Here is a 20,524-nt window from a genome sequence, read left to right as displayed (position 1 = left end):
TCCTGATAGCGGACGCCCTTACGTTCGGCTCAACTGAAAACGCGCAAAACGGAGCATTTCTGACACCATGGTGAGCCGGGAGTGATCGCCGCCGAGCCGCTACGGATACGGAGACGCCATGACGGATCCGATCGCCGCGTCCGACCGGGTCCCGGCGGACGAACCGGGCCCGCCCCGGGCCACCGGGAGCAGTCTGTGGGTGCCGATCGGCGCCCTGTTGCTGGCGATGCTGCTCGCGGCGCTCGACCAGACCATCGTCTCCACCGCGCTGCCCACCATCGTCAGCGACCTCGGCGGGCTGGAGCACCTCTCCTGGGTGGTCACGGCCTATCTGCTCGCCTCCACCGCGGCCACCCCGCTCTGGGGCAAGCTCGGCGACATGTACGGCCGGAAGGTCTTCTTCCAGGCGTCCATCGTGATCTTCCTGCTGGGCTCGGTGCTGTGCGGCATCGCCCAGAACATGGGCGAGCTGATCGCCTTCCGCGCCCTCCAGGGCCTGGGCGGCGGCGGCCTGATGGTGCTGTCCCAGGCCATCGTCGGCGACCTCGTGCCGCCCCGGGACCGCGGCAGGTACCAGGGCGTCTTCGGCGCCGTCTTCGGCGTCACCAGCGTGCTCGGACCGCTGCTCGGCGGGCTGTTCGTCGACAACCTGAGCTGGCGCTGGGTGTTCTACATCAACCTGCCGATCGGCGTGGTCGCCCTCGCCGTGGTCGCGGCCGTGCTGCCCGGGGCGCAGACCCGCCGCCGGCACCGGATCGACTACCTCGGCACCACGCTGATCGCCGCCGTCGCCACCTGCGTGGTGCTGGTGACCTCGCTCGGCGGCACGACCTGGGCGTGGGGCTCCTGGCAGATCATCGGCCTGGGTGTGCTCGGGCTGGTCCTGCTGCTGGCCTTCGTGCTGGTGGAGCGGACCGCCGCCGAACCCGTCCTGCCGCTGCGGCTGTTCCGTTCCCGGACGTTCAGCCTGGTGGCCGTCATCTCCTTCGTGGTCGGCTTCGCGATGTTCGGCGCGCTCACCTATCTGCCGACCTTCCTCCAGGTCGTCATGGGCGTCTCGCCGACGGTGTCCGGCGTCCACATGCTGCCGATGGTGATCGGCATGCTGATCACGTCGATCGGCTCCGGTCAGATCGTGTCCCGCACCGGCCACTACCGGACCTTCCCGATCGCCGGCTCGGCCATCACGGTCGTCGGCCTGCTGCTGCTCTCGATGCTCGACGAGCACACCAGCACCTTCGTGATGAGCTGCTACTTCCTGGTCTTCGGCCTGGGCCTGGGCCTGGTCATGCAGGTGCTGGTGCTGATCGTGCAGAACTCGGTCGGCTACCAGGACCTCGGCGTCGCCACCGCCGGTGCCACCTTCTTCCGTTCCATCGGCGCCTCGGTCGGCGTCTCGGTCTTCGGCACGGTCTTCGCCTCCGGTCTCAACAGCCGGCTGCGGGACGCCCTGGCCGGCGTCCCGCTGCCGCCCGGCTTCGACCCCGGGGCGATCACCTCCGACCCGCGCGTCATCGAGGCGCTGCCCGCCGCCGTCCAGGACGGGATCCACCACGCCTACGCCGAGTCGATCACCCGGGTCTTCCTGTACGCGGTGCCGGTGGCCGCCGTCGCCTTCGTCCTGTCGCTGTTCCTGCGGGAGCAGAAGCTGCGCAGCACCGTGACCGCCCCCGACCTCGGCGAGTCGATCGGCGTCAACCCGGTGGAGCGCTCCTCGCTGGACGAGATCGGCCGGGCCCTGTCGGTGCTGAACACCCGGGAGGCCCGGCGCGACCTGTTCAAGCGGATCACCGCCACCGCCGGGCTCGACCTCAAGCCCGCCTCCAGCTGGCTGCTGCTCCAGATGCACCATCACGGCTCGGTGGATCCCGGCGAACTGGCGGAGCGCCGGGTCGTCCCCTTCGCGGTGGTGGAGGAGGCGGCGCGCGAGGTCGAGGGCCGGGGCCTGGCCGCGCGCAGCGCCGGGCTGCCGCTGCGGCTCACCGAGCCGGGTGAGGCGGCCGCGCTGCAACTGGTCGCCGCCCGGCGCGAGCAGTTGGCCGAACTCCTCGGCGACTGGGACGAGAAGCAGTTCGACGACCTCGCCGCACTGCTCACCCGGCTGGCGTCCTCGCTCTGCGCCGACCCCCGGGACCGGCCGGACCCCGTCGGCCACGAGCCCCCGTACCGCGGCGAGGGCCGCTCCTTCTGACGGCCGCGCGCTCCCGGGCCACCGGAGGTGTCCGGCTGGAACGGGTTCCCCGCCGTGGGCCGTGTGAGGTGTAGCAGACTGCCTTCGCAGACAACCCTGAGGAGGTACGGCGTGTCCGTCGTCAAGATCAATGTCCTGACCGTCCCCGCTGAGCAGCGGGAGGAACTGGAGAAGCGCTTCGCCGCCCGGGCCGGCGCGGTGGAGGGTTCCGACGGCTTCGAGTACTTCGAGCTGCTGCGCCCGGTCGAGGGCACCGACCAGTACCTCGTCTACACCCGCTGGCGCGACGAGGAGTCCTTCCAGGCCTGGCTGTCGGGCCCGATGCAGGCCGCCCACCGTCCGGCCTCCCCGGAGGGCGGGGCCCCGCAGCGCCCCGCCGCCACCGGCTCCACGCTCTGGTCCTTCGACGTCGTCCAGGCCACCGGCCCGAAGGCCTGAGCCACGCCGGGAGACACCGCGCCCCGGACCGAAACGGTCCGGGGCGCGGTGCCGTCCGGTCAGGGGTCAGGGGTCAGGTGTCAGGGGCCGGGGTCGGCGGGCGGGCGGAAGGCGGCCGGGGCGGCGAAGGCGGCGCGGCGGGTGGCGCGGCGCAGGGCGCGCAGGACGGGGGTGCCGAGGGTGAGGCAGAGGGTGACCGTGAGGGCGGCGCGGGGGAGGTCCCAGCCGAGGGAGGTGGTGAGGCAGTAGGCGGCGAAGCGGACCAGGTTGTCGGGGAGCGGGTCGCCGGGGACGAAGGAGATCGAGCTCGCCAGGCCCGCGATGTAGGGCCAGCCCTGGAGGTTCATGATCACGCCGTAGAGGAGGGAGGCCGTCGCTCCGTACCCGGCGAGGAGGGCGAGCTCGCGGCGCCCGCGCAGCCGGGCCGGGCCGGGGAGCAGGCCGGCGCCGAGGCACACCCAGCCCATGGCGAGCATCTGGAACGGCAGCCAGGGCCCCACCCCGCCGGTCAGCAGGGCGGAGGCGAACATCGACAGCGCGCCGAGCACGAAGCCGAAGCCCGGCCCGAGCACCCGGCCGGACAGCACCATCAGGAAGAACATCGGCTCCAGCCCGGCGGTGCCCGCGCCGAGCGGGCGCAGGGCGGCCCCGGTGGCGGCCAGCACGCCGAGCAGGGCCACCGACTTGGCGTCCAGGCCGGGCGCGCCGCCGCCCGCCGTGCGGCCCTCGGAGATCTGGGCGACGACGACGGCGAGCAGCAGCGGGAGCAGCAGGGCGAACAGCCAGGGGGCGTCGGCGGAGTGGCCGACCAGGGCGGAGTCCGTCGCGGCGAGCAGCGGCCAGCCGAAGCCGGCCACGCCGACCAGGGAGGTCAGGGCCAGGGCGGTGACCGAGCGGCGGCCGAGCGGGACCGGGCGGGCGAGCGGGCCGGTCACGCGGAGGCCTCCGCGAGGGCGTCGGCGACCTGGTGGACGGTGAGCCACGGACCCGGCGCCAGGATCTTGGCGACCTGCGGGGCGAACGCGGGCGAGCCGAGCACCACCTCGGGCGTCGGTCCGTCCGCGACGATCTCGCCGTCGGCCAGCACGGCCGTGCGGTGGGAGAGCTCGGCCGCCAGCTCGACGTCGTGGGTGGCGAGCAGCACGGCGTGGCCGTCGGCGGCGAGGCCGCGCAGGATCTCCACCAGCCGGGCCTTCGCCGCGTAGTCGAGGCCCCGGGTCGGCTCGTCGAGCAGGATCAGCGGCGGCCGGGCGGTGAGCACCACGGCCAGGGCGAGGGTGAGGCGCTGGCCCTCGGAGAGGTCGCGCGGGTGGGCGGTGTCGTCGAGGCCGGGCAGCAGCCCTTCGACCAGGGCGCGGCAGGTGCCCGGTGCGGCGGCGGCGTCGCGGTCGGCGGCCGCGCACTCGGCGCCGACGCTCTCGCCGTACAGCAGGTCGCGCGGGTCCTGCGGGACGAGGCCGACGTGGCGGATCAGCTCGGCGGGCCGGGTGCGGTGCGGGGTGCACCCGCCGACGGCGACCGAGCCGGCGGCCGGCGGGTGCAGGCCGACCAGGGCGCCGAGCAGGGTGGACTTCCCGGCGCCGTTGCGGCCCATCAGGGCGGTGATCCCGCCCGGGCGGAGGGTGAGGTCGACCCCGCGCAGGGCGGGCACCGGGCCGCGGCGGACGACCAGCCGGGAGACGGTGGCGAGCGGCGTGCCGCGGTGCGCGGCGGCGGCCGGGGCGGGCGGGCGCCGGCCGTCCAGCCGGGTGCGCAGCCCGGCGGCCCGGCGGCGGGCGTCGCGGACGGTGAGCGGCAGCGGGCGCCAGCCGGCCAGCCGGCCGAGCCCGACCACCGGCGGGTGGACCGGCGAGTGCGCCATCACCTCGGCCGGCTCGCCGAGCACGGGCGGTGCGCCGGGGGTCAGCAGCAGCACCTGGTCGGCGTACTGGACCACCCGCTCCAGCCGGTGTTCCGCCATCAGCACGGTGGTGCCGAGGTCGTGGACCAGCCGCTGGAGCACCGCGAGCACCTCCTCGGCGGCGCCCGGGTCCAGGGCGGAGGTCGGCTCGTCCAGCACCAGCACCCGCGGGTGGACGGTGAGCACCGAGCCGATCGCGACCCGCTGCTGCTGGCCGCCGGAGAGCGAGGCGAGTGCGCGCCGGCGCAGGTCGGCCAGGCCCAGCAGGTCGAGGGTCTCCTCGACGCGGCGCCGCATCACGTCCGGCGGCAGGCCCAGGGACTCCATGCCGTAGGCGAGTTCGTCCTCGACGGTGTCGGTGACGAAGTGCGCGCGCGGGTCCTGTCCCACGGTGCCGACCAGGTCGGCGAGGTCGCGCGGCCGGTGTTCCCGGGTGTCGCGCCCGCCGACGGTGACCCGGCCGTGCAGCACGCCGCCGGTGAAGTGCGGGACGAGGCCGCTCACCGTGCCCAGCAGGGTGGACTTCCCGGAGCCCGACGGGCCGACGAGCAGGCAGAGCTCGCCCTCGGGGACGGTCAGGTCGACGCCGGTGAGCGCGGGCGCCGCGGCGTCGGCGTACTGGACGCCGACCTGTTCGAAGGTGATCACGAGGTCCTCCGGGGCCCGGCCGGGTCGGCCGGGGCGGTCAGATCGGTGGGGACGGCCGGGGGGTGCGGGTCCGCGGTGGTGGACGGCGGGGCGGGGCGGCGAACGCGGGGACCAGGCCCAGCAGGACGGCCGCCGCGGCGGTGACCGGCAGGACGGGCGCGGTCGGCGGGACGACGGTCGGGGCGAACGCGAGCGGGTCCAGCGAGGCGAGCCAGGCCGTCGCCGCGGCGACCGCGATCCCGGACCCGGCGGTGAGCCACTCGGGCAGGGCCCACGGATCGGGCCGGTAGCGGGTGCGCACCGAGCGCCGGCCGCCGAGCAGCAGCCCGGCGAAGGCGGCGGCCAGTCCGGCCAGGAGCACCGGCAGCGCCCACCCGCCGCCGCCCGCCGTCAGCAGCCCGTACGCGGCCAGGCAGATCCCGAGCAGCCCGGCCAGGGTGAGGACGGCGGTGAGCACGGCGAGCCGGCGCGGCACCGCGGCGGTGCGCCCGAACCCGCGGGTGTCCATCGCGGCCGCCAGCGCCACCGAGCGCTCCAGCGCGCCTTCCAGGACGGGCAGTCCGACGCTGAGCACGGCGGCGATGCCGCGGTCGGTGCGTCCGCGCAGCCGGCGGGCGGCGCGCAGCCGCTGGACGTCGGCGACCAGGTTGGGCGCGAACGTCATCGCGACCACGACGGCGACGCCCGCCTCGTAGAGCGCGCCGGGGAGCGTGCGCAGCAGCCGGGCCGGGCTGGCGAGGGCGTTCGCCGCGCCGACGCAGACCAGCAGGGTGGCCAGCCGCAGTCCGTCGTACAGCGCCGCGAGCAGGCCCTCGGCGGTGACCCGTCCGCCGATCCGCACGCCCTGCGCCCAGTCGGGGAGCGGGACTTCGGGCAGGGTGAACAGGACGTGGGTGCCGGGCACCGGCGAGCCGAGCAGGACGGCGAAGACGAGGCGGATGCCGAGCACCAGCAGGCCCAGGCGCAGGAACGCGCCGTAGGAGCGCGACCAGGGCGCGTCGCCGCGCCGGGCGGCGACGACGTAGCCGGCGACGGCGGCGAGCAGGAGCAGCACCAGCGGGTTGGTGGTGCGGGTGGCGGCCGCGCCCAGACCGAGCGCCCACAGCCACCAGGCCCCGGGGTGGAGGTGGCGGGGTCCGGCGGCGGGCCGGCGGCGGGCGGCGCGGGGTGGGGGCACGGTGGGGTCCAGGGGGTGGGGCGGTCGAGGGGGAGTGGGGCGCGGCACCGGGGCGCTCAGCGGCGGCGGTGCGCCTGCCAGGCGGCGCCCACGCCGAGCGCGACGACCAGCGCGAGGCCGGCGCCCACTCCGAGGACGGGTCCGCTCGGGGAGGTCCGGGCGGCGCTCGCGCCCTGCGCGGGGCGCTCGCCCTCCTGTGGCGCGCCGGCCGCGCCGAGCTGGTCGGCGCAGCCCCCGCGCGGGTAGCCGGCGATGGCGCAGAGCAGGCCGTTGGTGTCGTACCGCAGCGGCGGGGCGACGGTGGCCAGCACCTCCGCCGAGCTGGCCCGGGGCGCGACGACGGCGCACGCGGTGCGCGGCGCCGGCGGGCTCTCCCCGCCGGGCGCGTCGGCGGCGGCCCCGAAGTCCAGGACCACGGCCACCCGCTTGCGCCCGGCCTCCGCCGGCGTGCCGGCGCAGACCGCGGAGAAGTCCCCGGGCGTCCCGGGCCGGGCGGCGTCCTGCCCGCCGTCCGGGCTGACGGCGAACCGCCAGCCGTCCACCGCGCCGTCCGCCGGGACGTGCACCGCGGGACCCTGCTGCTGGTACGCCCAGCCGCCGTCGGACCAGCGCCAGAACGACCAGTACCGGTACCCGGCGGCCTGGGCCTGCGCCGCTCCGAGCACGAGCAGGATCAGCACCCCGGTGATCATCCCGGCCGCGAACCGCACGGCCGCCCGCACCACCCGCCGCCGGGTCCCGGACCCGGCGGCGGTGGTGGTGACGGTGTCCGCCGGCGGGGCCGGCCGCGGGGCCCGGCCGGGGGTGGTCACAGCTTCTGGCCGCGCTTGCGCTGAAGGCTCAGCAGGAGGCCGCCGCCGATGCCGACCAGCAGGCCGATGCCGAGCGGCCAGTACTTGTCGAGGGAGCCGCCGTCGTCCTTCTTCGCCGGGGCGGAGGCCGTCGCCGGGGCGGACGCGGCGCCGGTGGCCTTGGGCACCGGGCCGAGCGCGGTCAGCTGCGCGACCAGGTCGGCCCCGCCGAAGGCGGCCGGGTCGCGCTGCGCGGCCTGGGCGACCAGCACCAGCGTGGCGGTGGCGGCGGCGTCGGTGCCGCCCCTGGTCCAGGTCCCGCCCTCCTTGGCCAGCCAGTCGACGGCGCCCGCGGCCTGCTGCGGGTGGCCGCCCTGGACCAGGCCGAGCGCGGCCCAGGCGGTGGCCGCGTAGTCGGGGGCGGGGGCGGCGCCGGGCAGGGTCAGCGTCAGGTGCTGCCCGTTCGCCGCGAACCGCGCGGTGAGGTACGCGCCCGCCGCTTCGCCGGAGTCGGCGCGCGGGACGGCCGTGGCGCCGGCGCCGCCCTCCGGGCAGGCCAGGGCCTTGGGGGCGGCGTCGGTGCGGTTGGTGTTGGTGACCGGCAGCTTGCCGCCGGCCGCGGCGAGCGAGGCCTGGCCGGAGGCGAGGCCGTTGGCCTCGGCGGGGGTGCCGTCGGGCGAGGTCTGGTAGACGAAGCCGCCGCGCTGCTCGGCGGGGGCGGCGCAGCCGAGCTGGAAGAGGGCGAGCCCGTCGAAGGCGTTCCGGCCGGCCTTGGCGACGGCCGCCGGGTCGGCCCCGGCGGCGAGCAGGGCGTTGACGGCGAGGCCGGTCGAGTTGGCGTCGCCCGGGTTGCCGGGGTTGTAGGCCCAGCTGCCGTCGGCGTTCTGGTTGGCCCTGAACCACTGCACGCCCTTGTCCACGGCGTCCTGGTGGCCGCCGAGGGCGACCAGCGCCTGGACCGCCACGGCGGTCGCGTTGCTGTCCTCCGTGGCGGGGTCGCAGGCGGCCGAGGCGTCGGCGCGGTACGAGGGCCAGCCGCCGTCCGCGCACTGCTGGCCGGTGAGCCAGGCGACGGCGGAGTCGGCCGGGGTCACCTTGGCGGCGGTCAGCGCGGTCAGGGCGAGCGACTGCCGCCAGACGCCGTCGTAACCGGGGTCGCCCTTGCCGTACAGGCCGTCGGGGATCGCGGCGGCCGAGGCCGTGCCGGTGCCCGGGGTGTCGGCCAGGGCCGGGGCGGCGGCGGTGCCGGTGAGCAGCGCGGCGGTCAGGGCGGCGGCGCCCAGACGGGCGGCGGTCAGCATGATCGGAGGTGTGCCTTTCGGTGAGCGGTGCCGGCCCGGGCGGGCCGTTCCGTAGTCCTCGACGGTGCCCGGCGGTGGTCCGCCGGACGCGGGGCCGCTCGCCCCTCCCCGGGCACTCCGACTCGCCCGGCGGACGGGCGCCGGGCTCACGGTTGCGGGGTCAGCGCCGGATTCGCACCGGCTTTCCCCGGAGGAGGAGCGGATGGAGTTGTCCTGCCCGTCGACTCTAGCCGCCGGGCCGGGCGGCCCGGTGCGGGCCGGGTGAGAACAGGTTCCAGTTCACCCGCCGGGACAACGCCCCGCCGCCGCCGCGGGGCGCGGTGCGGCCCGGCGGGGCGCGGTCAGGGCAGCGTGAGCAGCCGGGCCGCCGTGTGCAGGTCGGCCCGCACCTCGGCGATCGAGGCACGGCCGGAGAGCCAGGCGACCAGCGCCGCGTGCCAGGTGTGCTCGATCACCCGGACGGCGGCGCGCTGCGCCTCGGTGGGCGGTCCGGACTGCCCGATGGCGTCCAGGATGAGCTGTCCGGTGGCGGCCGAGACCTGGTCCACCTCGGCGCCCACCGAGCGGTCGGCGAAGGACAGCGCCCGGACCATCGCCTCGGCCAGCAGCGGTTCGCGCTGCAGCGCGTGGAACGCCCGGGTGAGCGTCTCGGCGACCCGCGGCGCCGGCTCGGACTCGCTCGGCGGATGCCGCCGGACCTGCTCCTGGAGGCCGCGCAGCTGCTCCAGCATCACCGCCACCAGCAGGTGCACCTTGGACGGGAAGTACCGGTAGAGCGTGCCCAGCGCCACCTGCGCGCCCTCCGCGACCTCCCGCATCTGGACGGCGTCGTACCCCCCGCGCGCCGCCAGCGCGGTCGCGGTCCGCAGGATCCGCCGCCGCCGCTCCGCCTGCCGGGCGGTGAGCGGCGGTTCCTGCGGCGGAGCCTGTGCCCGAGGGGACGGCAGGGGCGGCGGTGAGGGCGGTGACGATGACGACGGCAAGGACGCTCCCGGGCGTGGCGCGAATCACCAGCCCTGGATCCTGAGCGGAAGCTACGGGCCGGTATCTTCGAGGTCTCTCATTGTTCACATGGTCACCGGTGGACTCCACACCCACTGAAACCTGATCTACTTTACCGACCGGCAGCACAGACAGCAGCAGAGATGAGGGCCGACGATGACCGCGCAGCCGCTGCGGATTGCCCTGCTCTCGTACCGCGGCGACCCGTTCTGCGGCGGCCAGGGCGTGTACGTACGGCACCTGTCGCGTGAGCTGGCCCGGATCGGTCACCACGTGGACGTGATCGGCGCCCAGCCGTACCCCGTCCTGGACGAGGTCACGGGCCCCGGCTCGGTGCGGCTCGTCGAACTGCCCAGCCTGGACCTCTACCGGGCCGACGACCCCTTCCGCACCCCGGCGCGCGAGGAGTACCGGGGGCCGGTGGACGTCCTGGAGTACCTGACCATGCGTACCGGCGGCTTCCCCGAGCCGCTGACCTTCTCGCTGCGCGCCCGCCAGTACCTGGCCCGCCACCGCGGCCGCTACGACGTCGTGCACGACAACCAGACGCTCGGCTACGGCCTGCTCGGCCTCGGCCGGCACGGCTTCCCGCTCGTCACCACGATCCACCACCCGATCACCGTGGACCGCCGGGTCGAACTGGACGCGGCCACCAGCCGGCTCAGGCGGCTGTCGCTGCGCCGCTGGTACGCCTTCACCCGGATGCAGCGCCGGGTCGCCGCCCGGCTGGACCACATCATCACCGTCTCCGGCACCTCCAAGCGCGAGATCGCCGAGCACCTGGGCGCCGCGCCGCACGCCGTCTCGGTGGTGCCGGTCGGCGCCGACACCCGGCTCTGGTCGCCGTCCGACACGGTGGCGCGGGTGCCCGGACGGATCGTCACCACCTCCAGCGCGGACGTCCCGCTGAAGGGCCTGGTGCACCTGGTCGGCGCGCTGGCCAAGGTCCGCACCGAGCGGGACGCGCACCTGGTCGTGGTCGGCAAGCCGCAGAAGGACGACGGGCCGATCGCCCGCGCGGTGCGCGCCTTCGGGCTGGAGGAGCACATCGAGTTCCGGCACGGGCTGACCGACCGGGAGCTGGTGGACCTCTACCGTTCGGCCGAGGTGGCCTGCGTGCCGTCGCTCTACGAGGGCTTCTCGCTGCCGGCCGTCGAGGCGATGGCCACCGGCACCCCGCTGGTCGCCACCACCGGCGGGGCGATCCCCGAGGTCGCCGGACCGGACGGGGAGAGCTGTCTGGCGGTGCCCCCGGGCGACCCCGACGCGCTCGCGTCGGCGCTCGGCCGGCTGCTGGACGACCCGCGGCTGCGCGCGAGCCTCGGCGAGGCCGGCCGGGCGCGGGTGCTCGCCCGGTTCACCTGGGAGCGCGCCGCCGAGCTGACCGTCGAGGGCTACCGGGCCGCGATCGCCACCGGCGCCGGGAGCCGCGCCCGCTCCGGGCCGGGCTGGCGCTACGTGGCCTGACGCTGTCCGCGGCGACCGGTGGGCCGGCCGGCCCACCGCACCCGCCGGCGGTGGTGCGCGCCGCCCCGCCCGCCCCGGGCCCGCGCCGTGCGCCCCGCGCTTTCTCTGACCCGGCGTCAGGGACCTTGGGTACCGAAGGAATGGGAGTCCGCAGTGCTGACCGTTGATTTCTCGCGCTTCCCGCTCGCCCCCGGCGACCGGGTGCTCGACCTGGGCTGCGGCGGGGGGCGGCACGCGTTCGAGTGCTACCGGCGTGGGGCCGACGTGATCGCCCTCGACCAGAACGCCGAGGAGATCGCCGAGGTCAGGAAGTGGTTCGCCGCCATGGAGCAGGCCGGCGAGGCGCCCGAGGGCGCGTCCGCGGTCGCGATGGAGGGCAACGCGCTGGCCCTGCCGTTCGAGGACGGCCACTTCGACCGGATCATCATCTCCGAGGTGATGGAGCACATCCCGGACGACAGGGGCGTGCTCGCCGAGATGTTCCGGGTCCTCAAGCCCGGCGGGCTGCTCGCCGTCACCGTGCCGCGCTGGCTGCCCGAGAAGATCTGCTGGGCGCTCTCCGACGAGTACCACGAGGTCGAGGGCGGCCACATCCGGATCTACCGCGGCGACGAACTGCTCGACAAGCTCAAGGACGCCGGCCTGGAGCCGTACGGCACCCACCACGCGCACGCGCTGCACTCGCCGTACTGGTGGATCAAGTGCGCGGTCGGCGTGAACAACGACAAGGCGCTGCCGGTCAAGGCGTACCACCAGCTGCTGGTCTGGGACATCGTCGGCACCCCCGTGATCAGTACCCTCACCAAGGCCGCCGAGCGGGCGCTCAACCCGGTCATCGGCAAGAGCTTCGTCGCCTACGCGTCCAAGCCCCACCGGACCGCGGAGCGCGGCGGCACGGCGGACCGGGCAGCGGGCGGGGCGGAGTGACCGCCGCCGTCCCGGAGGTCCTGCTGCTCGACGGGGTGCTCGACGCCGAGCAGGCCGCCGGCACCGTCCACAGCATCCTCGCCGAGCAGCAGCCCGACGGCGCCGTCCCGTGGTTCCGCGGCCACCACCTCGACCCCTGGGACCACACCGAGGCGGCGATGGCGCTGGACACCGCCGGCGAGCACGCCGCCGCCGAGGCCGCCTACCGCTGGCTGGCCGCGCGTCAGAACCCGGACGGCTCCTGGTACGCCGGCTACGCCTACGGGCAGCCCGGCCACGCCGACGGCGCGGTCTGCAACGCCGCCAAGGAGACCAACTTCTGCGCCTACGTGGCCGTCGGCGTCTGGCACCACCACCTCTCCACCGGCGACGACGCCTTCCTGGAGTGGATCTGGCCGACCGTCCGGCGCGCGCTGGACTTCATCGTCGCCCAGCGGCTGCCCGGCGGCCCGATCGCCTGGCGGGTCGACGAGCACGGCGCCGCCACGGACGAGGCGCTGCTCACCGGCTCGTCCAGCATCCTGCACGCGCTGCGCTGCGGACTGGCCGTCGCCGACTACCTGGAGGAGCCGCAGCCCGACTGGGAGCTCGCGGCCGGCCGGCTGCGGCACGCCGTCACCCACCACCCCGAGCGGTTCCTCGACAAGGACCGCTACTCGATGGACTGGTACTACCCGGTGCTCGGCACCGCGCTGCGCGGCCCGGCCGCGCTGGAGCGGATCGCCCGGGACTGGGACCGCTTCGTCGTCCCCGGCCTCGGCGTGCGCTGCGTCAGCGACCGGCCCTGGGTGACCGGCGGCGAGAGCGCCGAGCTGGCCATGGCGCTCTGGGCGGTCGGCGAGTCCGACCGCGCGGTGGACATCCTGCGCTGGATCCAGAAGCACCTGCGGCACGAGGACGGCTCGTACTGGACCGGGTACGTCTTCGAGGACGACGCCATCTGGCCCGAGGAGCGCACCACCTGGACGGCGGGGGCGCTGCTGCTGGCGGTCGCGGCGCTCGGCGGCGACCCGGCGACGGTGGCGGTGTTCGGCGGCGAGGAGCTGCCGGCCGGGCTGGTGGTCCAGGACTGCTGCTGAGCGGGGACGGAGCTCCGCGGCGGGTACGCCGAAGGGGCGGGACCGGAGGAATCCGGTCCCGCCCCTTCGGCGTCGGGGGCGTGCGCCCACGGTGTGCGTCGCGCTTCGCGCGCCCTGCGGGGTCAGCCGCGCTGGATGCCCGAGGTGTCGGCCAGCACGCCCTGGGTGCCGTCCTGCAGCTGGGCGACCAGCGCGGTGCCGCGCTGCTCGACCGCCAGGTACCAGGTGCCCGGGACGAGTTCGCCGACCGGCGCGCCGGCCGGGCCGTCCTTCGGGGCCAGCTGGCGCGGCGCCGGGACGGCGAACCAGAACGGCGCGAAGTCGGCCGCGGGGGCCGGCTGCGGCTGGGCGGACTGCTGGGCGGCGGCCTGGCGGGCGGCCTCGGCCTCGGCGGCCTGCGCGGCCGCGGCCTGCTGGGCGGCGACGTCCTGCGGCTGGCCCGGGGCCTGCGCGCCGGGCTGGCCGGGCTGGCCCGCGGCCGGGTAGCCGTAGCCGCCGGACTGACCGGGGGCGGGGTAGCCGTAGTGGCCCTGCGGGCCGGGCTGGCCGGGCTGGCTCGGGGCCGGGTAGCCGCCGGGCTGGAAGGCGGCCGGGGCGGCCGGGCGGTCGGTGACCAGCGGGGTCTTGAGCACGGGGATCAGCTGACCGCCGGCGGCCGCACCGGCCAGCACGATCAGCGCGATGACGGCGAGCCAGGCGCCGATGCCGTGGTCGATGCCCTCCAGGCCGCCGCCGAGCGACCAGAGCGCGGCCCAGAGCGCGGCCACCGAGAAGGCGATGCCCCACTGGTCCAGGCGCAGGCCGAGGATCTGGCGGTTCGCGGCCGCCTGGCCCTGGAAGCGCTGGACCAGGATCAGGGCGGCGGCGAGGATGCCGAGCAGGAAGACCGAGGGCAGCACGGGGAACAGGACGCTGTCCCAGGCGTTCGTCGAGGTGTCGCCGCAGTACTTGCCCTTGCAGTCGACGGTCCAGTAGGGCAGGAAGGAGGCGATGAAGAGCAGGACGGCCGCACCTGCGACGGCGGCGTCTCCCTTGGTGAGAGCGCGCAGATTCACTAACGTTCCCCTCGTTGGTGTGTCGTGGTCGGCGGTTTTCGTTCCGGCGCTCGGCCGGTGTGGTGTCGGCGCCCGTCCGGTCCGCTGACCGGCCGGAAAACCCCGAACGGACCAGAAGCCTAGGGCCAACGGCTGCGCGGGTGCACGGCAGGGCACGGGAATGGGGCGAAGTCGTTGCAAACCACGCGGTTCCGACCCCTTCCGCCGGGCCCGCCGGACTCCGCCAGGCTCCGCCGGGCCCCGGCGGCCTCCTACCGGGTGGTCAGGAACGCCGTCAGCGCGTCGGCGATCCCCTGGGCGGCCTGCTGGCGCCACTGAGGATCCGTCATCCGGCGGGCGTCCGCCGGGTTGCGCATGTTACCGCACTCGATGAACACCTTGGGGACCGTCGAGAGGTTCAGTCCGCCGAGGTCCGAGCGGGTGTCCAGGCCCTGGTTCGCGGTGTAGTCGGCGTAGGGCTCGCCGGTCGCCGCGTGGAAGTTCTCGCGCAGCAGCAGGCCGAGCCGGTGCGAGGGGCCGACGATCGCGGCGGTGTCCGCTGTGCCCGCGACGACCCTGGCGGGCATGATCACGTGGAAGCCGCTGCCGCTCGCCGGGCCGCCGTCGCCGTGCACCGAGACCGCCGCGTCGGCGTGGGCGGTGTTGCCGATCCGGGCGCGCTCGTCGATGCACGGGCCCCAGGACCGGTCGCCGTCGTGGACCAGGACCACGGTGGCGCCCCGCGCGGCGAGGATCGCCCGGGCCCGGTGGACGACGTCGAGCGAGTACTCGGCCTCGGTGTAGCCGGCGTTGGTGGCGGTGCCGGTGGTGTCGCACTCCTTGCGGGCGTTGCCGATGTCGACCTTGCGGTTGATGTCGGTGGTGTGGGCGGAGTTCCCGGTGTTGTGGCCCGGGTCGAGCAGGACGGTGCGGCCGGTGAGGGTGGTGGCCGTGGCGGCGCCGGGGGCCGGGGCCGGGAACGCGGGGTCGGCGGGGGCGGCGCTCGTGCCGGGGGCCGGCGTTCCGGTCGTCGTGCCGCTCGTCGGGCCGCTCGTCGTCGCGCTCGCCGTGCCGGGGGCGGCCGGTGCGGGGCCCGCGGCCGTCGCGGAGGCGGCGGGGGAGGTGGAGGCGGCGGACGGCGCGCTCGGGTCGGGGCTGCCGACGGCCTGCCAGCCGAGCCAGCCGGCCAGGCCGAGCGGGGCCAGGACGCCGGCCACCGTCGCGGTGCGCCGCAGCGCGGAGCGCCGGCGCGGGGCGCCGGGGGCTGGGGCGCCGGCCGGGTCCGCCGGGTCCGGCGGCTCGATCGGCCCGGCGGGTTCGGCGGGGTCCGTGGGGTCTGCGGGCTCGGTGGGCTCGATCGGCTCGGCGGGTTCGGCCGGGTGGTGCGTGGTGCGCGTCACGGGTGGTTCAGATCCGGTCCTGGGTACGGGCGGTGAGTCCGAACTGGTCGGCGATCACCTTCCACTTCGTCACGAAGTCCTTCTTGGCCTGGGTGGCCTGGGGGTTGAGCTCGTCGGCGCGCTTCTTGTCGGCGGTGTTCGGCGCGGCGCCCGAGCAGCCCTGGTTGGCGACCGTACGGGCCCAGCTCGCGTACGCCCGGTCGATGTCGGCGGACAGCTGCCAGGCGGACTTCAGCGACTGGACGGCGTCCGCGCCGCCCGGCAGGTCGGTGACGCTCAGCGTGGCCAGCTTGGTGAGGAGCTGGTCGCGCTGCTTGGCGCCGCTGTCGAAGGTCTGCGCGGCGGACTCGATGTCGGGCTTGGCCGGGCAGCTGTTCACCTTGGCGACCGCGCTGCCGATCGGGGCCTTGGCGCTCTCGCCCTGGGTGAGCAGCTCGTCCAGCGCCTTGGCCTGGGACTGCGCGTTGGGCCCGCCGGTGGTCTCGGTCGGGGTGGGGGTCGCGCTCGCCGGCGCGGTGTCGGAGGCGGTCGGGGCCGGTGCGCCCGAACCGTTGGGGGCCGGGGCGGGCGGCGGGTTCCCGGACGCGTCGCCGGTGCCGGTGGCGGCGGGGGACGGGGTGGCGGGGCCGGCCTGGTCGGTGGTGGAACCCGTGTCCCGGACCGCCCAGAGGATGCCGCCGCCCAGGGCCAGCACGAAGAGCAGGGCGAAGGCGATCAGCAGCGGAGCGCGCCGGTTGCGGGGGCCGTCCTCGTCGTCGTACTCCGGCCGGCCGGCCGGGTAGGGGGGCTGGGGGTAGTCCGGCCGGCCGTAGGGGGCCGCCCGGTCGTAACCGGACGGGTCGTAACCGGGCTGCTCGTAGCCGGACGGGTCGTAGCCGGACGGGTCGTGACCGGGCTGCTCGTAACCGGGCCGGGGGTGGCCGGGGTGGCCGTACGGGGCCTGGGCGCCGTACCCCTGCTGGGGCGGGGGCGGGAAGGCGGCCTGCTGCGGGGGCTGCGCGCCGTAGGACGGGCCGCCGCCCGGGGCGGCCTGCGGGAACGCCGGGGCGGTCCGGGGCGGCAGCGGGCCGGGTGCGGCGGGCTGCGGCGCCACCGGCTGCGGGATGACGGCCGTCGGGGCGTCGTCGGCGGGCGGTCCGGCCGGTGACTGCGGGGGGCGCGGCGGTGCGGCGGGAGCGGTCGGGGGTGCGGCGGGGGCCGACGGGGCGGAGGGCTGCTGGGGACCGCGCACCCAGCCGCCCGCCCCGCCCCGGGCGGTCGGGTCCCAGACCGCCGGAGCGGTGTTCTGCTGGTCCGTCATCTGTGCTGGCCCCCACGGTCGGCCCGGGTGCGCTCCGCCCGGATGCTCTGCTGGTGTCATGCGGCCGTGCCGCGCTCGCGGGCGTCCGCGACCGCGCGGACACCGTACCGTTCGCGCCCCCGCCCGGCAGCCCCGGCACGACGTTAGAGCATCCGTGATCGCGCGTGGGAGCGGTCGGCCGATTCCGGACACCCGCCCGGGCCGGGGCTCAGCCGGCGGTGCGGCGGCGCAGGACACGCAGCGAGCCGGTCACCGAGACCTCCTCGAAGCCCTCGGCCAGCGCCCGCAGGTACACCCGGTACGGCGCCTGGCCGCCGTCCGCCGGGTCGGGGAAGACGTCGTGGACCACCAGCAGGCCCTCGGGCGCCAGGTGCGGCGCCCAGCCCTCGTAGTCGGCGGTGGCGTGCTCGTCGGTGTGGCCGCCGTCGATGAAGACCAGGGCGAGCCGCCCGCCCCACAGGGCCGCGATCTGCGGCGAGCGGCCGACCAGGGCGACCACGTGCTCCTCCAGGCCGGCCGCGTGCAGGGTGCGGCGGAACCGGGGGAGGGTGTCCATCCGGCCGACCTCCGGGTCGACCAGCGTCGGGTCGTGGTACTCCCAGCCGGGCTGCTGCTCCTCGGAGCCGCGGTGGTGGTCGACGGTCAGCGCCACCGTGCCGGCCTCCCGGGCGGCGTCGGCCAGCAGGATCGCGGAGCGGCCGCAGTAGGTGCCGATCTCCAGCACGGGCAGCCCGGTCCGGCGCGCGGCGGTCACGGCGGCGGCGTACAGCGCGAGGCCCTCGTCGACGGGCATGAACCCGGTCGCTCCCTCGAACGCGGCCAGCACCTCGGGCCGGGGCCGCGTGGTTTCCAGGAGGTCGGACATGGTGCTGCTCCTCGACGGGTGGTCCAGTGTTCCCTGCTCGCCGTCGGACCCTACTCGACGGTACGCCCCCGCCCCCGAGCCCGCCCCCACCCGGTTCTCCGCACGGCGGACGCCGGGGCGGCGGGGGCTTCGGCGCAGGAAGTCGGCCGGTCCGACGTCCTGCGCCGGGGCGGGCGCGGGGGCGGGGGCGGGGCGGGTGTCCGGGCCGCCCGTCAGCCGGCGAGGAGGGTACGGGCGACGCGGGTGCGGTGCGGGGCGAGTTCGGCGGCGACGGCGGCGGCCTCGTCCGGCGCGCAGGTGACGGCCGCCGGGAGCGGGGCCTGCCGGGCGAGCAGCGCCAGCCGCAGGTGGGTCGGCGGGTGCGAGGCGTCCACGGTGTGGCCGGCCCGCCGCGAGCGGCGGAGCAGCCGCTCGCGCTCCAGCGGCGGGATCGCGGCCAGGTGCGCGCGCAGCTGCGGCCAGAGCTCGGTGACGTCCGGTGCCGGAGCGGCCTCGCGCCGCCCGGACCGGGGCCGCGACTGGATCTCGGCGCGCAGCCGCATGGTCACCGTCCCGGTCGCCGAACCGAGCAGCAGCGTCTCCAGGGCCCCGCTCGCCGCCTCCGTGGACGCGACCCGGGCGCCCAGCCCGTCGGCCCGGTACTCGGCCTGCTGGCCGGCCCGCGCCGTGAGCCGGTCGAGCAGCCGGTACGCCCGGTACGGCACCTGGCTGACCAGGTGCAGGAAGGCGTTGCCCAGGTAGTCGCCGATCAGCGACAGCAGCGCGACCACGCCGTAGCCGCCCCGGCTCCGTTCGGCCGGCCGGGCGAGCTCGTACCAGTGCGCCAGCGCCCGCATCGCCGAGCCGAGCCACAGCCCGCGCCGGTTGTCGCCGTTGACCTGGTGGGCGATCTCGTGCCCGAGCACCGCGATCCGCTGCCGGTCGTCCAGCGCCTCCCAGAGCGGCAGGCCCACCGTGAGCACCGACGTCCGGCGCAGTCCGACGACCTCCATGCTCGCGTCGAAGTCCTCGGTGACCCGGATCGCCCCGACCGGCGGCGCCCCGAGTGCGGCGGCCACCCGGTCGGCCAGCCCGTACAGCGCGGGGGCCTCGCCGCGCTTCAGCACGTCGGTGCCGCTCGGCACCCGGCCGAGCCGCGGGCGGAGCAGGAAGGCGACGGCGAGGAGGAGCGCGCCCAGGCAGCGCAGCGGCGTGTTGCCGGTGACGAGCAGCCAGGCGGCAGCGCCCGCCACGGCGACGGTGACGGCGTGGACGGGGGCGGCGAGGGCCGAGGCGGCGAGCCACTCGCGGCGGGTGGTGTCGGTGCGGCCCGCCGCGACCTCCTGGAACAGCCGCTCGGTCCGCTCGGCCGCCGCCCGTTCCCGGGCGAGGTCCTTCGGGGACCTTTCGCACTCCTCGGCGGCCTCCTCGGCGGGGACGAGGTTCCATTCGCAGGCCGGGCACCAGGCGGTGAACCGGGGGTCGGGGTCGATCGGCCCGGAGCACGCCGGGCAGGAGCGGGGACGGTCGGCGGCGGACGGCGACGGCGCGGACGGCGACGCGGGCGCGGACCCGGAGGACGGGGGAGCGGCGGGGTTGGGCACGGCGGACGATCATGCCAGTGCGCACGGACCGGGGGAACCCTCCGGAACCATCGATTCCACTACGCCGGTGCCGGGGTGGAACGTGTTCCACTCGGCCCCGGCGCGCCGTGCCAGAATCGCCCCGACCAGCGATCCGCGACGGACCCGGGAGCAGCCCCATGCGCGCAGCCATCCTGCACACGACCGGTCAGGAGTCGCTCGACGTCCGTGACGACGTCGAGGCCGTGGGCTTCGGCCCCGGCAAGGTGCGGGTCCGGCTGCGCGCCGCCAGCCTCTGCCACTCCGACCTCTCGGCGATGAACGGCGTCCTGCCCCAGCCCGCGCCGTTCGTCCCCGGTCACGAGGGCGCCGGGGACGTCGTCGAGGTCGGCGAGGGCGTCACGGACGTCGCCGCCGGCGACCGCGTGGTGCTCTGCTGGATGGCGCCCTGCGGCCGGTGCGCGCACTGCGAGCGCGGCCGCTCGCACCTCTGCGTGGCCAGCCTGCGGCGCCTCGGTACGCCCAACTTCCGCTACGGCGGGGGCGAGGCGTCCGGGTTCTACGGCACCGGCACCTTCGCCGAGGAGGTGGTGGTCGAGCGCGACGCGGTGGTTCCGGTGCCCGCCGACCTCCCCTACGACCTGGCCGCGCTGATCGGCTGCGGCGTGACCACCGGCATCGGCGCGGCCGTCCACACCGCCCGGGTCGAGCCGGGCGCCTCGGTCGCCGTGATCGGCGCCGGCGGGGTGGGCGTCGCGGCCGTGCAGGGCGCCCGGGTCTGCGGCGCGGGCCGGATCGCCGTGGTCGACCCGGTGGTCTCCCGCCGGGAGCGGGCGCTGGCCTTCGGTGCGACCGAGGCGCTGGCGCCCGAGGAGCTCAAGGCGGTGGCGAAGGGCCTGCCCGGCGGCGGTTTCGACTACGTCTTCGAGGCGGTCGGCCGCTCGGCCACCGTCCGGGCCGGGTACGGCGCCGCCCGGCGCGGGGGCGCGGTCGTGGTGATCGGCGCCGGGGCGCAGGACGACCTCGCGAGCTTCAGCATGGGCGAGCTGTTCTTCAACGAGAAGCGGCTGCTGCCCTCGCTCTACGGCGGCGCGCCGCTGACGCGCACCGTCGCGCTGGTGGTGGAGCTGTGGCGGGCCGGGCGGATCGACCTCGCCGGGATGATCACGCACCGGGTGGCGCTGGCCGACGTCAACGAGGCGCTCGCGCAGATGCGCGGCGGCGAGGCGCTGCGGACGGTGGTGACGCCGGGCTGACGCCCGGCCGGACGGCCGCGGGCCCCGCCGGACGCTCCGGCGGGCCCCACGGCGCGGTCGCTCAGCCCCGGCCGGCCGCGTCGGCGGCGCGGTGGCGGCCGTGCGGGTCGGCCTCGGGGCGGTCGTCGGCGGCGGACCGGCCGCGGTGGCGGCCGTGCGACGCGGTGTCCTCGGCCGTCTTCTCGC

17 protein-coding genes and 1 riboswitch are annotated in these 20,524 nt (G+C 76.5%); of the genes, 6 read left to right on the top strand and 11 right to left on the bottom strand.

Translation table 11 applies throughout. The annotated features are described in order from the left end of the window. Positions 1-118 precede the first annotated feature (118 nt). Positions 119-2,191: an MFS transporter gene (locus ACFXAM_RS17035; protein ID WP_380291914.1), complete on the top strand. Its 2,073-nt coding sequence runs from the start codon at positions 119-121 to the stop codon at positions 2,189-2,191. A 111-nt stretch (positions 2,192-2,302) separates the two neighbouring features. After that, positions 2,303-2,629, top strand: a complete 327-nt coding sequence (locus ACFXAM_RS17030) for an antibiotic biosynthesis monooxygenase family protein (protein WP_380291912.1) — start codon at positions 2,303-2,305, stop codon at positions 2,627-2,629. 80 nt (positions 2,630-2,709) lie between these two features. Here ACFXAM_RS17030 and ACFXAM_RS17025 read toward each other — a convergent pair whose 3' ends face one another. The 6 genes from ACFXAM_RS17025 to ACFXAM_RS17000 form a co-directional block, all read right to left on the bottom strand. Continuing rightward, positions 2,710-3,564: an ECF transporter S component gene (locus ACFXAM_RS17025; RefSeq protein ID WP_380291911.1), complete on the bottom strand. Its 855-nt coding sequence runs from the start codon at positions 3,562-3,564 to the stop codon at positions 2,710-2,712. Further along, on the bottom strand, positions 3,561-5,177 hold the full coding sequence (locus ACFXAM_RS17020) for an ABC transporter ATP-binding protein (protein ID WP_380291909.1): 1,617 nt from the start codon (positions 5,175-5,177) through the stop codon (positions 3,561-3,563). The genes ACFXAM_RS17025 and ACFXAM_RS17020 overlap by 4 nt, the downstream gene beginning before the upstream one ends. 37 nt (positions 5,178-5,214) lie before the next feature. Next, on the bottom strand, positions 5,215-6,354 hold the full coding sequence (locus tag ACFXAM_RS17015; RefSeq protein ID WP_380291907.1) for a CbiQ family ECF transporter T component: 1,140 nt from the start codon (positions 6,352-6,354) through the stop codon (positions 5,215-5,217). A 56-nt stretch (positions 6,355-6,410) separates the two neighbouring features. Next, the gene (locus ACFXAM_RS17010; protein ID WP_380291956.1) at positions 6,411-7,046 is read right to left on the bottom strand and encodes an SCO2322 family protein; all 636 of its coding nucleotides are present in this window, start codon (positions 7,044-7,046) and stop codon (positions 6,411-6,413) included. 116 nt (positions 7,047-7,162) lie between these two features. After that, the gene (locus ACFXAM_RS17005) at positions 7,163-8,446 is read right to left on the bottom strand and encodes a hypothetical protein (protein ID WP_380291905.1); all 1,284 of its coding nucleotides are present in this window, start codon (positions 8,444-8,446) and stop codon (positions 7,163-7,165) included. Between the two features lie 116 nt (positions 8,447-8,562). Then, positions 8,563-8,628: riboswitch (cobalamin riboswitch) on the bottom strand. Between the two features lie 159 nt (positions 8,629-8,787). Beyond that, positions 8,788-9,393: a TetR family transcriptional regulator gene (locus tag ACFXAM_RS17000; protein WP_380291954.1), complete on the bottom strand. Its 606-nt coding sequence runs from the start codon at positions 9,391-9,393 to the stop codon at positions 8,788-8,790. Between the two features lie 211 nt (positions 9,394-9,604). On the opposite strand from ACFXAM_RS17000, the gene ACFXAM_RS16995 reads away from it, so the two are divergent. The 3 genes from ACFXAM_RS16995 (at position 9,605) to ACFXAM_RS16985 (ending at position 12,921) form a co-directional block, all read left to right on the top strand. Further along, positions 9,605-10,915, top strand: coding sequence for a glycosyltransferase family 4 protein (locus ACFXAM_RS16995; RefSeq protein WP_380291903.1), 1,311 nt, complete (start codon positions 9,605-9,607; stop codon positions 10,913-10,915). Between the two features lie 153 nt (positions 10,916-11,068). Beyond that, complete coding sequence (locus tag ACFXAM_RS16990) at positions 11,069-11,842, top strand: class I SAM-dependent methyltransferase (RefSeq protein WP_380291901.1); 774 nt, start codon at positions 11,069-11,071, stop codon at positions 11,840-11,842. After that, positions 11,839-12,921, top strand: coding sequence for a prenyltransferase (locus ACFXAM_RS16985; RefSeq protein ID WP_380291899.1), 1,083 nt, complete (start codon positions 11,839-11,841; stop codon positions 12,919-12,921). The genes ACFXAM_RS16990 and ACFXAM_RS16985 overlap by 4 nt, the downstream gene beginning before the upstream one ends. Before the next feature lie 122 nt (positions 12,922-13,043). Here ACFXAM_RS16985 and ACFXAM_RS16980 read toward each other — a convergent pair whose 3' ends face one another. The 5 genes from ACFXAM_RS16980 to ACFXAM_RS16960 form a co-directional block, all read right to left on the bottom strand. Next, positions 13,044-13,976 carry a hypothetical protein gene (locus tag ACFXAM_RS16980; protein WP_380291897.1) on the bottom strand — a complete coding sequence of 311 codons (933 nt, stop codon included), beginning with the start codon at positions 13,974-13,976 and terminating at the stop codon, positions 13,044-13,046. Positions 13,977-14,227: 251 nt separating this feature from the next. Then, positions 14,228-15,355: an N-acetylmuramoyl-L-alanine amidase gene (locus ACFXAM_RS16975; RefSeq protein WP_380291895.1), complete on the bottom strand. Its 1,128-nt coding sequence runs from the start codon at positions 15,353-15,355 to the stop codon at positions 14,228-14,230. A gap of 7 nt (positions 15,356-15,362) precedes the next feature. Then, entirely contained in the window at positions 15,363-16,655 is a 1,293-nt protein-coding gene (locus ACFXAM_RS16970; RefSeq protein ID WP_380291893.1) for a hypothetical protein, read from the bottom strand. Between the two features lie 208 nt (positions 16,656-16,863). Continuing rightward, positions 16,864-17,520, bottom strand: a complete 657-nt coding sequence (locus tag ACFXAM_RS16965) for a class I SAM-dependent methyltransferase (RefSeq protein WP_380291892.1) — start codon at positions 17,518-17,520, stop codon at positions 16,864-16,866. Positions 17,521-17,732: 212 nt separating this feature from the next. Further along, complete coding sequence (locus ACFXAM_RS16960) at positions 17,733-19,103, bottom strand: M48 family metallopeptidase (RefSeq protein WP_380291890.1); 1,371 nt, start codon at positions 19,101-19,103, stop codon at positions 17,733-17,735. Positions 19,104-19,261: 158 nt separating this feature from the next. Here ACFXAM_RS16960 and ACFXAM_RS16955 point away from each other — a divergent pair, with 158 nt between their 5' ends. Continuing rightward, complete coding sequence (locus ACFXAM_RS16955) at positions 19,262-20,338, top strand: alcohol dehydrogenase catalytic domain-containing protein (RefSeq protein ID WP_380291888.1); 1,077 nt, start codon at positions 19,262-19,264, stop codon at positions 20,336-20,338. Positions 20,339-20,524 lie beyond the last annotated feature (186 nt).

This window comes from Kitasatospora sp. NPDC059462, assembly GCF_042749955.1.
Classification (GTDB): domain Bacteria; phylum Actinomycetota; class Actinomycetes; order Streptomycetales; family Streptomycetaceae; genus Kitasatospora.
Note: the sequence above shows the minus strand (reverse complement) of the source record. Positions and strands in the feature narration are given on the sequence as shown.